We start from the raw sequence: 13,878 nt of genomic DNA, 5'->3' as shown, positions 1-13,878 counted from the left end.
GATCGGGCCGCTCCTCGCTCGTCTCATCCGACGGTGTCGCCACCGCCACATCATGGTCTGTCATGGTTGTCTGTCCTTCCAGCCGAGCGAGTCGCTCAGCGTTTCAGGCCAGACCAGTTACACCGCGGATCTGACAGTCCCATCTGATCGGTCAACGGCCGTCGGCTGCGCAGTTGTTATGAGCTGTGGGTATCGGGTTCGCGCACCTGGTCGTTCCGAGACGCAAGCGCAGCTTTCCGGTGCGGCGTCGGGAACCGAACGGTGGCGGTGGGCGTGTCATTGTGTGGAGGTGAATGCTCGGCGCTCGTTGCTGCCGGCCGATCTTGCCGGTGCGGTGGTCGTGGCGTCGGTGACTGCGGTTGATCCGTGGGGTTGGTACCCGTTCGTCGTTGCCAAGTTTGCTGCTGTCTCGGTTGCTGTTGTTGTGGCGTGGGCGGTGGCGGTCAGCGACCGAGGGTCTGCTCTTGATCGTCGAGTGGTGTTGTTGTTCGGCGGGATGGCTGGGGTCCTTGCGACAGCGGCTGTGTTCGGTCGCGACCCGCTGTACGCGTGGACTGGCACCCCGGAACGGCATCTGGGGGTTGCGACGTGGGTGATGGGCTTTGCGGCTTTGGCTGCTGGATCGCGGCTCGACGGACCGGATCGGCTGCTCCGATTTTCTCGCTGGGTTGTGGTCGCTGGCTTCATCCTCGGCGTGTACTCGTACGTCGAGCGGTGGCACCCTCCCATCGACGCCGGTGCCGACACGGTTCGTCTCGGTGGTTCGTACGGGTCGGCGTCGTTTCTCGGGGCGGCGCTCTGTCTTGTTCTGCCGGTGTGCGTGGCGGGCTGCACCGTTTCGCAGGGTCGATGGTGGCGGCTTTTGGGTGCAGTCGCGACTGCGTTGGGTGTTGCCGCTTTGATCGGGAGTGGGACGCGCGCTGCGTGGGTGGCACTTGCGGTGGCTGCGGCGTTGGCGATCTCGGCCATGTCGATCAGGCGCACGGGGCGTGGGTCTGTCGACGTGACTTGGCCTTCCGGGTTGGTGCCTGCTGGTGCGGTCGTGGTGGGGGTCCTGCTCGCTGTGCCGACGAGCGCCTCGGTGACCACGAGGACACGTGGCGCCGGGTCGCGTCTGGCGGACTGGGGTGTGGGGTGGCGAATCGTGGCCGAACACCCGTGGCTGGGCGTGGGACCGGAGGGATACCGCACTTCGCTCGTCGATGGGATCACGGCTTCCTACGAGCGCACCTATGGCAGGTCGCCACTGCCTGATCGCGCCCACAATGCGGTGATCGACGTGGCAGCAGCGGGTGGCCTGCCGGCGGCCGCGCTCTTCGTTGCCATCGCCGTGATGGTCGCAGTAGCGGGTTGGCGGGCGCTGCGCAGGGGCTCGCGCCTCGAAGCGGGTGTGGCAGCGGGGGCCATCGCGTACCTGGTGCAGCAGTGGTTTCTGTTTCCGGTGGCGACGATCGACCCGATCTTCTGGTTGTTCGCCGGAATGCTCGTCGCATCACCTTCGGTACCGATCAAGAGCACCCGGTCCAACCGAGGCACCCGGTCCGCCTTGGTTGCCGTGCCGATTGCGTTCGTGCTGATCGTGTCGGGTGTGTTCGCGATCGCTGCTGACCGTGCGGCGCGCCAAGCAGTCGACACCGGGAGCTTGGCTGCAGCGCAACGCGCCGTCGAACTGCGCCCTGACGTCGTGCGGTATCTGCTCCTTTCGGCGGATCTGCAACGCCACTCGATCAGCGGATTCGATGCTTCGGTCGCCGATGTCGAACGCGCTGTGGATCTCAGTCCGAACGACCCGATCGTGGCGACTGCACTTGCCGACGAACTCCTGCGCACAGCCCTGGCAACCGGACGACCCGACGATGTGTCACGCGCCGTTAGAGCCTGGTCGCGGCTCGCAGCAGACGACCCGAACTGCTACCAGTGCCAGCTGGGTTCGGGGTACGCGTCGGCGTCAGCTGGCAACGTCGAGGCCGCCATCACAGCGTTCGGACGCGCAGCCCGATTGGAACCAGCCGGCACGACCGAGGCGCAGGATCTCGTCGATGAGCTGTCCGCGATGTCGGCGGCGTCGGGAACCGATTCCGGTGGGTGAGCGTGTACCGGACATGTCGTCACTGAGTGCGGAGCACCCAACTGCTGCGCTGAATGTCGCGGCGACGATCGGCGACCTCGAATTGTTCGTCGAGACAACAAGTTTCGAGACGTTCTATCGAGAGCGCCGCGACGCAGTCGTCAGAGCGGTCGCACTCGCGATCGGCGACCTCGAACAGGCAGCAGATTCCACCGACGAGGCAATGATCAGCGCGTATCAGCGATGGTCGAAGGTCTCGGCACTGGACCAGCCCGCCGGGTGGGTGTACCGCGTGGCGGTCAATCACAGCAGATCGCGATTCCGGCGCGTCGCGCGTAAGGCCCGCTACAACCTCTCGTTCGTCACGGACCATCACGATGACACACCGTTCGCCAACGGCATCGGCGACAGCGACCTTCTCCGAGCGCTGCACGAATTGCCGTTGGCTCGCCGCTCCGTGGTGGTGCTTCGGGTCCTGCTCGAGTTCTCCGAACACGAATGCGCCGAAGCGCTCGGAATCCGTCCAGGCACCGCGAAGAGCCGACTCCACCGAGGCTTGACGCAGCTGCGCCAGAGCGTCCCCCATCTCTCACCCGATCTCACATCGGATCGACCCTCCCATCGCTCTCCCAACGAAGGACCCCACGACCATGCATGACTCGAACCCGCTCCGTGACGAACTCCAACGCCAGGCTGCTGCACTGTCCCCGTCGTCGACCAGCGTCGACATGATCATCGGAACGGGTGACCGTCGGATGCGACGCCGCCGTACGGCAGGCGCCCTCGCGGGCGTGGTTGCTGTGGCGACCGTGTCCGCTGTCGGAATCCAACAACTACAGCGCGTCGAAGCTCCACCGACTGCCCAGCCCTTGGACACGGTTCCGCAACCCGAACCTGCAACTGCGCCGGCGTTGACCGTCCCGCCGCCAATCGAGGTTGATCAGATCGAGATCGCAGGTGCACGCGCCGCCCGCCCGGCCGAACCAGGAATCACATGGGCCGTGCTGGATGCCGACAGTCCCGAGGCAATCGCGCTCCGCTACGGCGACACCACCGAGCGGTACGCCCTGGCCACCGAACCAGCAAGCAACGGATTCACCACTCGTTCGCTCTACGAGAACCTCGACGGCGAGTGGGTCAAGATCGTCGACGACGTGCTCCCCGACGGTCTGCGTACCGCCACGTTCAGCGGCGACGCCATCTACGCAGTGGGCACAGCCCCAGCCACCGCCGGTGCAGCGCCGGGTTCGGCCGGGAGATTCGACATCGCAGCCCGCACCTGGTCATCGATCCCGCTGCCAGATGAAGTGATGAGCTACACGAGCGACCACGTGAGCGCCTCGTCGGACATGTCGATCTCGCCGCTCTCTGACGGCGTGCTTGTCGCCGTCAACAGATATCCGGCATGGGTCGACTACGAAACAGTCGTCGCATCACTCGACGGCATCGAACCCGTGGGCCAACCGGAGTGGGTGGACGGTGCGCTCCGTGTCATCGTCAGCTGCGATGAGGACCCGTCGCAGGAATCCGGGTCGACACCCATCGCGACCGACGTCCTCGAGGGCGTCGACATCGAAGAGTTCTGCGACACGCGCACACTCTCCGCCAATGATCTCGGGCTCACCGAGATGGATGTTGCGGCGCTCGAATCGACCCCTCGATCAGGGATCTGGCGATTCGATGGGTCCACTCTGACGTCGGTCGATCTTCCGGACCCGGCCGCCGAGTCGTCCTCGATCAGCAATGGCGTCTTGACGACATGGTCCGCCACGGGCAGTAGAACCTGGTTCATCACGGACGACGGCGGGTTCGTCGAGGCCCTCGACGGCATGGTCGAGTCCGACTACGGCTCGTTCAGATCGTTCGACAACCAACTCGCCGGTGGGTTCGGGTCCTACGTCGTCACCGACTCCATCGACGGCCCAACAACTGCAATCGACCTGCGGTCGGTGGTGATCGACGACTCGATGGTCAATCCGCACCTGAACACCTACGGAGCAGCCACCGCCAACGGTGCAACGGTGTCGATCGTGCAAGTCGACTACGCGGCGCCCGGAACCATCGACACACCAACCACGATCACCGGCTCCGGATACGACCTCGTGATCGACCCATCGAACGGTGTCACCGTCATCGACCAGTCAACCGGTCAACAAGTGACCGACGGCTATCGCCTCGTCAGCACACCCGGCAGCATCCAACTCGTTGCCTCGCCCGGCCTCAGCGGCTCAGAGTCCCCCGGTACCGTGCCGACGACCACGATTGTCTCGCCGGCGACCACGGTTGAAGAAACCGTCGGAACCGTCGTCGACGACGGCGTCGTCTTGGACGAGTTCGACATCGACCCTGCAACTCTGCCCATGTGGGGAACCCAGAACCGGGCCGTGCTCGCAAGCACGATCGACGGCGAATCGTATGCAGTCGAGTCACTCGCCGACCTCGTCGGTACTACCGAAGGCGAGTTCGCCGACACCGGGCAAATCGAGGTAATCGACGGTCGCTTCGTGGCCCGCGGCTCTGTGTACGGCAACTCGGACGAGATCCGCTCGTTCGTACTCGTCGGCACGCCGACCGTGTAGGACGAAGACGTGTGGCTGAGGTCATCTGGTCAGATGATCTCAAGCGAGACGCCGAGCACCGACGCGCCGAGCGGGAGCGAACCCGGCCCCCCCCGTCTGCCAGCGGTTGATTCAGCGGGTTGGCTTCGGATATGCACGCTCGGCTGGGCGACGGTTGTTTGCGAACTACCCTTGTGATCAATGCGTCGCTCAGGCCATCGCCAGGACAGCCGAAGCTGGAAGCTGTCGGCCTCACTGCTCGGTTTGGTTGCGCTCGTGCTCGCCGGGATTTCCGTCAGCAGGTTCGACCTGGGACCGACGCGGAATATCGCTGCTTTCGTTGCGATCGTTCTCCTGACGGTGCTCGTCGGCACCGTGTTCCTCGTGCCGCGGCGATCATCGTCCCGCCCGCCGGTCGACCAATAGCAATCCAACAAGCGCGACCGGACTTTTCTCCGAGGGAGTGCGACTCGCCCGCTGATATCGGGTGGGTCGCCGAGCACCGACGTGCCGTACTGGGCGGTTCGATCTCAGCTCTTCTCTGGTTGATATGCGTGCATTGGGAACCGAACGGCGTCGATCAGCGTCAAACTTGGATGATGCGATCTGCCGCCCTTCTCGCACTCCTCGGACTTAGCTTCGGTGCCTGCTCCGACGATGACGATCCCGCCGAAGGGCCGACCGGCGCAGAGCTGGATGAAGCTCCATACGGAGCCGGTGCGGAGGCTGAACGAACCTACGACTACGAGCTCTATGTGCACTGCGGTGTCGAGTGGGCACAAATCGATGGCGATTGGTGGCAGACCGAGCCACTCAGTGACGGTAACGCCAACCCCCCGCAAGGCTGGGGAAACCCGTACCACGCTGGCGAACTGGTGCTTCTCAACGAAACCTCGGCACGCTTCACTGGTCCCGAAGGACCGATCGCTTTCGAGCGCACCGATCGATCCGACTCGCCGAATCGCGACTGCGAGTAGTCCTAGGGCCCCACACATTCACGAGCGGGTGGCCGAGCGCCGACGTGCCGATAGAGCGCAGGTCTCAGCCGCTCTCCGAAGCGTGACTATGCGCTACCAAATCACCTGTCGAAGGTCGCACACTTCGCCGGATACCGAGTGGCCGATGGAGCGTTTCGATCTGTGATTACGAGCGGCAGTAGTACGAAGCGCCAGCGATCGAAAACTCTCGGAGCACGGTGAACAAGTGGGCTTCAACCGGCATAACTGTCGGCGCACGTCGGTCGGCTATGAGTTCCAACCGGAAATTCATCAACATTGGATGATAACATCATAGTTTACTGATATCGTATGCCCATGGCTGTTGCGGTGCGGGACCAAGTGGATGTCGAAGTTGCCGCCCGTCTGTTCCATGGGCTGTCGGATCGCACACGGTTGTCGATCCTGTTGGCGCTACTTGACGGGGAACGTTCTGTGTCTGAGATCGTCGCCGTTGTCGGTGCGTCGCAGCCGAATGTGTCGAATCATCTCGGCTGTCTGAGGGGTTGCGGCCTGGTTGTGGATCGTCCCGGATCACGCCGTCAGGTCTTCTACTCGATCGCACGTCCCGAGGTCCGAGAACTTCTCTTGGCCGCCGAACAACTCCTCGTCGAAGGCGGCCAAGCGGTCACGTTGTGCTCGAACCCGTTGATGGGCAAGCATCCAAAGGTCAGGTCGTGACTGACACGTGTTGCGCACCTCGCAACCTTGACGTGGATGACGACGGCCACTGGCTGAAAGAGGGCTGGCGGACGATCGCTGCGGTCGTCGCAGCCGGTCTGTGGGTGGCCGGATTGATCGCTTCGGGTGGCGTCGCCGACGGATTGCTGATTGCTGCGGTCGTCATCGGGGGTTCGACGTTCGTGCCTGGCGCCGTGCGAGGTCTGTTCGCTGGCAGGCTCGGGGTCGGTCTGCTCATGACGATCGCCGCGATCGGTGCGCTGATCCTCGGCGAGTACGCCGAAGCGGCAGCGTTGGCGTTCCTGTTTTCCATCTCGGAAGCACTCGAGGATTGGGCTGTCACCAAATCGCGGCGAGGGCTCCGCCACGTGCTCAGCCTTGTCCCGGAAATGACAACGTTGCGCCGCGACGGCATCACTGCCGATGTGGCAACCAGTGAGGTCGATGCCGGCGATGTGATGGTCGTACGCACCGGCGAACGGATCCCGACTGACGGTGTCGTCGTTGTCGGATCGTCAGCACTCGACATGTCAGCGGTCACCGGCGAGTCGATCCCTGTGGAAGTGACTGTCGGCGACACGGTGATCGCTGGTGGCGTCAATGGCGGCGGCCTCCTCGACGTCGAGGCGACGGCGAAGTCAGCCGACAGCACGCTGGCCCGGATCGTGCGAGCGGTCGAAGACGCCCAGGAACGCAAAGGCCGCTCGCAACGGATCGCCGACCGGATTGCCGCACCGCTCGTGCCGGGCATCCTCGTCGTTGCCGGCATGATCGCCGTGGTCGGCTCGTTGTTCGGTGACTCTGAGCTGTGGATCGAACGGGCGCTGGTCGTGCTCGTCGCGGCATCGCCGTGTGCGTTTGCTATTGCGGTTCCGGTGACGGTGTTCGCAGCTGTGGGTGCCGCCACGAAAGCGGGCATCGTCATCAAGGGCGGCGCCGCCCTTGAAGCACTCGCCACGATCAAGGTGGTGGCGCTCGACAAGACCGGAACGCTGACGGCGAACAAGCCGGCTGTCGTCGACGTCGTCAGCGCCAACGGCCACAGCCGTGATGACGTGCTGCAGTGGGCTGCGGCGCTGGAAGCGAACAGTGATCATCCGTTGGCCACCGCGATCGTCGCCGCCGCACCGATTCCTGTCCTGGAAGCATCAGACGTGCAGACGTTGGCCGGTCACGGCATCACCGGTGTCGTGTGCGCCACGAACGTCAAAGTCGGCAAACCTGATTTCGCCGACCCCGGTTCGTTGGGTGCCGACGTCGAACGTCTCGAGGCGGGCGGCGCCACCGTTGTTGTCGTCGAATGCGATGGGGGCAGTGTCGGGATCATTGCCATACGAGACGAGGTCCGTCCCGAAACACCAGAGGTGGTCGCCGACCTTCGCAGCATGGGCCTGCACGTCGCCATGCTCACCGGCGACAACGAAGGCACCGCCCGGGCCGTGGGGAAAGCCGCCGGGATCGACGACATCAACGCTGCACTTCTTCCGACCGACAAAGCCGACGTCATCGAACGGCTCCGCCAACGTGGCCCGGTTGCCATGGTCGGCGACGGAATCAACGACGCCCCGGCGCTCGTGACCGCCGAAATTGGCATTGCCATGGGAGCGGCCGGCACCGATGTTGCGATCGAAGCGGCCGACGTCGCCATCATGGGCGACAGCCTCATCCACCTCGACGACCTCATCCATCACGCACGCCGAACACGAACCATCATGTTCCAGAACTTGGCGTTCTCTGGGGCGATCATCGTCGGCCTCATCCCTGTCGCTGCGTTCGGCATTCTCGGCCTCGGTGCCGTCGTCGCAATCCACGAGGTCGCAGAGATCGCTGTGATCGCCAACGCACTCCGAGCCCGCCGCGACATTGGAGGCCCCGACCATGACCACACCAGCCATGCCTGACCGAACCCGTCGCATCCCGCCCCACGTCAGTCAATGGCTGGCAGCTGAACTCGCCGCAGCGAGCACCGCCGCAGATCCGTGGCCGCATCTCGAGCGGGCACACATCGTGTCTCAGCCGTGGGCGTGGCCGCACACCCGTACCCACTTCCACATGCTCAAGCTGGCCGCGAAGCGGCGTGACCGCCGGGAGCTCGCCGGTCAGACGATCCGCTTGATCGTCGCCGGCCCCGGGTCGCTCGCCGGGCGCTACCCGATCGGCAACACCGGCCGCACCACGATGCGCCTCACCGAGGTTGCCGACGTCCCCGACGACCTGGCCCAGATCCTCCACGCGGAGCAGAAGTGAGCGTCGAGCGAACGATCGCGTTTGTCGATCTCGCCGGTTTCACCGCCCTCACCGGCGTCCACGGTGACGAGGCCGCCGCTGACCTTGTCGACGACTTCACCCAGATCGCCACCATCGCAGCAGGCGTCGGCGGCGCGGAGCTGGTCAAGACGATCGGCGACGCCGTGATGTTCGCCGCGCTCACCCCCGAAGCTGGCCTCGACGCCGTACGCCGGTTGTTCCATGCGACCTTCGAACACGAAGGTTTCCCCGAGCCACGCGCCGGGATCCACCATGGCCCCGTCGTTGAACGTCGCGGCGACTACTTCGGTGCCACCGTCAACCTGGCCGCCCGAGTCGCCAGCCGAGCCGGCAGCGGCCAAGCGCTCGTCACTGCCACGATCCTCGATGCCATCACCGCCGCCGACCTCGACGCCGTCCCCCTCGGTCCCCACCAACTGCGCAACGTCCTGGACCCGGTCGAGCTCTGGGCGATCGAGTTGTGCGCCACGCACATCGACATTTCCGTCGACCCGGTCTGCCGGATGCGCCTGTCCTGCCAGGCAGCTGTCGCCCGCGTGCGCCACGAGGGCGTCGAGCACCGGTTCTGTTCCCTCGCATGCGTCGCCGCCTTCGCTGCCGCCCCGGACCGTTACCTCAGCGGAGTCTCGACGTGAACCACTTCCACCGCTGGTACTGCCGCACCGGGCACTGGCGACACGCCATTCAGGATCAGATCCTCCCCTGGGTCCTACGCGACGTCGATCTCGGCGACCACGTCCTCGAGATCGGGCCTGGCCCCGGGTTGACCACCGACGTGCTCGCACGCCGCGTAGCCGCGCTCACGGCGGTGGAGATTGACGCTGAACTCGCGGCTCGGCTACGAGGCCGGTTCGTTGATACCAACGTCACCGTGCAGCAGGGTGATGCCACGGCAATGCCCTTCCCCGATGGCACTTTCACGGGCGCGGTGTCGTTCACCATGCTCCATCACGTCCCGTCACCAGAGCTGCAGGACCAGTTACTGCGTGAGGTGCGTCGGGTCCTGCGACCGGGGGGTACCTTCGCCGGCTCGGACAGCCGAAGCAGTCGAGTGTTCCGCCTCGCGCACCTGGCCGACACGATGGTGCTCGTCGATCCCGACACCTTCGCAAGCCGGCTGGAGGCCGCCGGCTTCCGCGACCTCGACGTCGAGGCCAAGCCGAAGGCCTTCCGTTTTCGTTCGACCGTGCCCACGACGGTGAACACATGACCTCCCCCACGACTTTCGATCTCGTCGTGCTCTGCGCCGGGACGGAAGATCATTCGTGCGCGCGCCAGACCACGGGCCTGGATCCACGGCCGGCACTCGCAGAACATTTCGTCGATCTTCGAATCCACGAACGCCTGAAATCGTCGTGACAGTCAGCCGCTTCCACATCGCCGCGATGGACTGCGCCGCCGAGGAGCAACTCGTCCGTATGGCACTGTCCGACGTCGACGGCATCGACCGAATCGAGTTCCACAGCGACCTTCGCGACGTCGTCATCGACCACCAGTCGACGCCCGACACCATCGACGTTGCCCTCCAGTCGCTCGGCCTCGGGGCTCGCCATGTCGATGACACCAGCGAGATCGGCCCCGCCCACGAACCCGGCCGAGAACGCAACGCGCTCATCGTCGCGCTCGTCATCAACGCCGGGTTCTTCGTCGGAGAGCTCACCGTTGGACTCGTCAGCGGCTCGATGGGACTCATCGCCGACGCACTCGACATGGGCGCCGACGCCAGCGTGTACGCACTCAGCCTCGCCGCCGTCGGCACTGCAGCCGCCCGCAAGGAACGACTTGCCCGTACCAGCGGATACCTCCAACTCGGGCTCGCCACCTTCGGTCTGATCGAAGTGATCCGCCGGTTCATCGTCGACACCGAACTACCCAACCCGACCTCGATGATCGTGCTGTCCGCGCTCGCGCTCGCCGGCAACATCATCACCTTGATCGTCCTGCACCGCGTTCGCTCCGGCGAAGTACACCTTCAGGCCAGCTGGATCTTCACCGCCAACGACATCAAAGTGAACGCCCTCGTCATCGCAGCCGCGATTGGCGTCGCTCTCACCAACTCTGCTGTCCCCGACCTCGCCGCCGGCGCGATCATCTTTCTCGTCGTCGCCAACGGCGCCCGCCGCATCCTCGGTCTCACCCGATGACCAACCCACGGCCACTCGCAGCATTCATCGCCGCAACCGTCTCGCTCGTCGTCATCGACCTATCGACCAAATGGTGGGCAGTCGGTGCACTGTCCAACAGCCCTCGTGAACTGCCTGGACCCGTCGACCTACAGCTCGCCTACAACTCCGGCACCGCCTTCGGACTCTTCTCGAACCTCCCCACAATTGTCGTTTCCATCATCACCATCGCGTTCGTGGCCGTCGTCGTCAACATGTGGCGGACACACCGAGCGCCGACCGTCCCCGTTGCGCTCATCGTGGCAGGAGGAATCGCCAACGTCATCGACCGGCTCGAATCCGGCAGCGTCGTCGACATGCTTTACACCAGCTGGTGGCCCACCTTCAACCTGGCCGACATTTACATCACAACCGGCGTCACCTGGTGGATCATCACCACGATCAGAACCCCCAACGCCACAACCGCCACCGCTGAAAGCATTCGGGGTGGAGCAGCGGCATCCCCCGACCGCTACGACGACAGTGGAGATCAAACGTGTCCTGGAAAGGCATGACGCTCGCCGGCCCCGCATCCCGCCTGCTGCGGTGAGCAAACAGCTCTCTCCGGCCGATCCGAACGGAGCATCGGTCGACCACGCATAACAAGCGCTCGGTAACCCAGCCGACAGCAACCTCACCCCGCCACGTATCGGCAAAATCGTGACGTCACAGAATCGCCGTCCCGGCCTGTTCTGCGGTGGCGTGTCACTCGTGCCGATTGACGTAGGACAACGTCGGTCATTCCCCATCAGTCTGTGCTGGAGTGGATGGCGGTCGGTCGGCGTCGGGATGACCCGGCGCCGACCCATGCCTCAGTCGCGGAGACGCTTCCAGAAGGTGACCTTGTCGTCACCAGGTCCGTAGAAGTCCCGCAGACGTGCTTCTTCCACGAAGCCGCGCCGGGTGTAGAACGCTCGTGCCTGGTCGTAGTCGCCGACACTGGAAGTGTCGACGATCAACGTTCGGGCTGCTTCATCGCCGAGGTGACGAAGATGTTCTTCGATGCGCTCGATGAGCATCGTCCCGGCTCCCGAGCCATGATGCTCGGGAGCGGTCGCGACGAAGTAGAGGTTCCACATCCGATCCGCGAACGGTTCCGGTGCGTAATACGCCGCAGCAGCAACTGCGCCGCTCGTGGCGTGGGCGGCGACGACCCAGTGGTGGTCCTCAAGGGTGCCGCCGAAGAAACCGGAGAGCATCTCGTCGAAGTCGCCCATCTCGTCGGGCTCGAACATGTGGTTGTCGAGCGCGAGCTGCTTGATGTGGTCGGCGTCCGCCAGTGTGGCGGCGCGAACGTTGAGGTTGTTCAACGGTGTGGTCCTTTCGTGATGTCGATGAACTGAACAGTCGTACCGGGGAGTCGAGGCGCGACTCGACCCGGCGGCGAGCCGCACATCACCCTTCGGCGGGCGTGCACGGCGGTTCAGGATGTGAGATTCGACTTCAAAAAGCTCCTTCGGAAAGATCGGACGTTACCCGACGCGAAGACCAGCCGACCGTCCCGTTTCGGTCACCCCGGCACGACCCGACGCACATATGGTGCGCTCCATAATCCGGTCCTGAGCACCAGACCCGCGTGCGACTGCGGCCCCAGTGCAGTGCTCGATATTCGCGTCCTGGCGACCGCCTCAGACCCGTCCGGGATCCGGCAATCTGATCGCGACCACCTGTCACATAACGTGCAGGGGACTCCCGTGGAATGCGTCCCTGGGTAGAAGCTGTTCGGTGGTGCGTGACGTCCGCTGTCCACGTGGTGTCCACGAACTGTCCACCATCAGATGCCACGGGACGGAATGGCTGCACGCACACGATCGCGAATCCCGCATGTTTCCTGGCTGGAACGCACGGCCCGATACCTCACGGACGGGCTGTCTGAGCCTTGTAATCATGAGGTGGCGAGTTCGATCCTCGCACCCGGCTCCCCGATCACCTCGGATCAGAGGTCACTTCCGGACGTCGAGCACGTTGCGAGAATTCGCCCACTGGCGGGGTGCACCCGAAGGTCGTTCGAGTACGACTCGGTCACTCCGCGATCACGATGGACACGTAGTGCATGTGCCGCAGGTCGGTGTGCGGCTGCGCGAGAATTCGTGGCGTGCTCGACCATCTCTCCATTCAGTGCGCTGACATCGGCGCGAGCGCAGCTTTCTACGACCGGGTCCTTGCCACGATCGGTGGACAGAGAATCATGGACTTCGGCGACACCATCGGATACGGCGTCCCACCGATGCCCGACTTCTGGATCGGACCGCAGACGACCGGACACGGATTCCGCGAGTCCCACATCGCGTTCAGCGCGCCCGACCGAGCCGGGGTCGACGAATTCTTCGAGGCTGCGAGGGAAGCGGGCGCCGAGGTGCTCCACCGACCGCGATTGTGGCCCGAGTACCACCCCGACTACTACGGCGGTTTCGTCCGGGATCCCGACGGCAACAACGTCGAAGCGGTGTGCCACCTGAGCGAGTAGCCGGCCGTTGGGAGACCGCACGATCTGGGGCGGTTCGCCGCTCGTACATGTGCAACGACGCTCGTCACGAGGGCGAGCTCGTTCCACGTGCCCACTGTCCGGTGTTAGCCTGCGTCGACCCGAGGTGCATTTGACCGTACAATCACCGACATGGTGTCGACCAGATCGTTTCTCTCCGCCGCCCTCGTCGCTTCGGTCGTGCTCGCGGCCTGCGGTGGAAGCGACTCCGGTACCTCCGCTGACTCACACGTGGCGACTCAGGTCGAAGCGACCGATGCCGAAGGTGTCCGGGTCGTTCCTCCGACGCAGGCGGCGGCGACCATCGCCGATTCCCCGGAGGATCTCGTGATCCTGGATGTTCGCACCAAGGAGGAGTTCGACGAAGGACACATCGAAGGTGCGGTGCTGCTCGACTTCTCCCGCGACGACTTCGCAGAGGAACTGGCGAAGTTCGATCCCGACGTGCCGTACGTCCTCTACTGCAGGTCGGGGAATCGAAGCAGCGGAACCCGCGAGATCATGGTCGACCTCGGATTCCGGTCCGTCGAGGACGTCGATGGCGGGATCGTCGGATGGCAGGCGGCTGGTCTGCCCCTGATCGCAGGTTGAGCGACCGGGTCGCCGGGTGGACGCTCGGCGGCGACGGGCGCGGCAGTGAGTGTGCGACCGACCCGCTCGG

The 13,878-nt window shown here is 64.6% G+C and carries 15 protein-coding genes; 14 read left to right on the top strand and 1 reads right to left on the bottom strand.

The window, feature by feature from the left end; translation table 11 throughout:
• The first annotated feature begins 52 nt into the window (after positions 1-52).
• From ABJK40_RS00950 to lspA, 12 genes are all read left to right on the top strand, one after another.
• Positions 53-2,089, top strand: a complete 2,037-nt coding sequence (locus ABJK40_RS00950) for an O-antigen ligase family protein (RefSeq protein WP_348481171.1) — start codon at positions 53-55, stop codon at positions 2,087-2,089.
• 13 nt (positions 2,090-2,102) lie between these two features.
• Positions 2,103-2,726, top strand: coding sequence for a sigma-70 family RNA polymerase sigma factor (locus ABJK40_RS00945; RefSeq protein WP_348510120.1), 624 nt, complete (start codon positions 2,103-2,105; stop codon positions 2,724-2,726).
• Positions 2,719-4,647 (top strand): hypothetical protein, encoded by a 1,929-nt coding sequence (locus ABJK40_RS00940; RefSeq protein ID WP_348481167.1) that lies wholly within the window; start codon positions 2,719-2,721, stop codon positions 4,645-4,647. Before ABJK40_RS00945 ends, ABJK40_RS00940 begins: the two co-directional genes overlap by 8 nt.
• A gap of 533 nt (positions 4,648-5,180) precedes the next feature.
• Positions 5,181-5,603: a hypothetical protein gene (locus ABJK40_RS00935; RefSeq protein ID WP_348481165.1), complete on the top strand. Its 423-nt coding sequence runs from the start codon at positions 5,181-5,183 to the stop codon at positions 5,601-5,603.
• Between the two features lie 336 nt (positions 5,604-5,939).
• Complete coding sequence (locus ABJK40_RS00930) at positions 5,940-6,302, top strand: metalloregulator ArsR/SmtB family transcription factor (RefSeq protein ID WP_348481164.1); 363 nt, start codon at positions 5,940-5,942, stop codon at positions 6,300-6,302.
• A gap of 236 nt (positions 6,303-6,538) precedes the next feature.
• Entirely contained in the window at positions 6,539-8,203 is a 1,665-nt protein-coding gene (locus tag ABJK40_RS00925) for a cation-translocating P-type ATPase (protein ID WP_348481163.1), read from the top strand.
• Positions 8,196-8,549: a DUF3703 domain-containing protein gene (locus ABJK40_RS00920; protein ID WP_348481162.1), complete on the top strand. Its 354-nt coding sequence runs from the start codon at positions 8,196-8,198 to the stop codon at positions 8,547-8,549. The genes ABJK40_RS00925 and ABJK40_RS00920 overlap by 8 nt, the downstream gene beginning before the upstream one ends.
• On the top strand, positions 8,546-9,205 hold the full coding sequence (locus ABJK40_RS00915; protein WP_348481161.1) for an adenylate/guanylate cyclase domain-containing protein: 660 nt from the start codon (positions 8,546-8,548) through the stop codon (positions 9,203-9,205). The genes ABJK40_RS00920 and ABJK40_RS00915 overlap by 4 nt, the downstream gene beginning before the upstream one ends.
• Positions 9,202-9,780, top strand: a complete 579-nt coding sequence (locus tag ABJK40_RS00910; protein ID WP_348481160.1) for a class I SAM-dependent methyltransferase — start codon at positions 9,202-9,204, stop codon at positions 9,778-9,780. The genes ABJK40_RS00915 and ABJK40_RS00910 overlap by 4 nt, the downstream gene beginning before the upstream one ends.
• Positions 9,777-9,929 (top strand): hypothetical protein, encoded by a 153-nt coding sequence (locus ABJK40_RS00905; RefSeq protein ID WP_348481159.1) that lies wholly within the window; start codon positions 9,777-9,779, stop codon positions 9,927-9,929. Before ABJK40_RS00910 ends, ABJK40_RS00905 begins: the two co-directional genes overlap by 4 nt.
• Complete coding sequence (locus ABJK40_RS00900; RefSeq protein ID WP_348481158.1) at positions 9,926-10,714, top strand: cation transporter; 789 nt, start codon at positions 9,926-9,928, stop codon at positions 10,712-10,714. Before ABJK40_RS00905 ends, ABJK40_RS00900 begins: the two co-directional genes overlap by 4 nt.
• Positions 10,711-11,247: a signal peptidase II gene (gene lspA, locus ABJK40_RS00895; protein WP_348481157.1), complete on the top strand. Its 537-nt coding sequence runs from the start codon at positions 10,711-10,713 to the stop codon at positions 11,245-11,247. The genes ABJK40_RS00900 and lspA overlap by 4 nt, the downstream gene beginning before the upstream one ends.
• 297 nt (positions 11,248-11,544) lie before the next feature.
• Here the strand turns inward: lspA and ABJK40_RS00890 are convergent, their stop codons facing one another.
• Complete coding sequence (locus ABJK40_RS00890; protein ID WP_348481156.1) at positions 11,545-12,042, bottom strand: GNAT family N-acetyltransferase; 498 nt, start codon at positions 12,040-12,042, stop codon at positions 11,545-11,547.
• Positions 12,043-12,827: 785 nt separating this feature from the next.
• Here ABJK40_RS00890 and ABJK40_RS00885 point away from each other — a divergent pair.
• Both ABJK40_RS00885 and ABJK40_RS00880 read left to right on the top strand, forming a co-directional pair.
• A complete protein-coding gene (locus ABJK40_RS00885; RefSeq protein ID WP_348481155.1) occupies positions 12,828-13,199 on the top strand; it encodes a VOC family protein in 372 nt (123 codons plus the stop codon).
• 150 nt (positions 13,200-13,349) lie between these two features.
• Positions 13,350-13,808, top strand: coding sequence for a rhodanese-like domain-containing protein (locus ABJK40_RS00880; protein ID WP_348481154.1), 459 nt, complete (start codon positions 13,350-13,352; stop codon positions 13,806-13,808).
• Positions 13,809-13,878: the final 70 nt, after the last annotated feature.

Origin of the sequence: Ilumatobacter sp. (assembly GCF_039969435.1) — a bacterium.
GTDB lineage: Bacteria > Actinomycetota > Acidimicrobiia > Acidimicrobiales > Ilumatobacteraceae > Ilumatobacter_A.
The sequence above is the reverse complement of the archived record's forward strand: the minus strand, read 5'-3'. Positions and strand labels throughout refer to the sequence as shown.

Coding starts and splice junctions, on each gene's coding strand:
- ABJK40_RS00950 (WP_348481171.1), top strand. CDS start 53: ATGGTCTGTCATGGTTGTCTGTCCTTCCAGCCGAGCGAGTCGCTCAGC.
- ABJK40_RS00945 (WP_348510120.1), top strand. CDS start 2,103: ATGTCGTCACTGAGTGCGGAGCACCCAACTGCTGCGCTGAATGTCGCG.
- ABJK40_RS00940 (WP_348481167.1), top strand. CDS start 2,719: ATGCATGACTCGAACCCGCTCCGTGACGAACTCCAACGCCAGGCTGCT.
- ABJK40_RS00930 (WP_348481164.1), top strand. CDS start 5,940: ATGGCTGTTGCGGTGCGGGACCAAGTGGATGTCGAAGTTGCCGCCCGT.
- ABJK40_RS00925 (WP_348481163.1), top strand. CDS start 6,539: ATGACGATCGCCGCGATCGGTGCGCTGATCCTCGGCGAGTACGCCGAA.
- ABJK40_RS00920 (WP_348481162.1), top strand. CDS start 8,196: ATGCCTGACCGAACCCGTCGCATCCCGCCCCACGTCAGTCAATGGCTG.
- ABJK40_RS00905 (WP_348481159.1), top strand. CDS start 9,777: ATGACCTCCCCCACGACTTTCGATCTCGTCGTGCTCTGCGCCGGGACG.
- lspA (WP_348481157.1), top strand. CDS start 10,711: ATGACCAACCCACGGCCACTCGCAGCATTCATCGCCGCAACCGTCTCG.
- ABJK40_RS00880 (WP_348481154.1), top strand. CDS start 13,350: ATGGTGTCGACCAGATCGTTTCTCTCCGCCGCCCTCGTCGCTTCGGTC.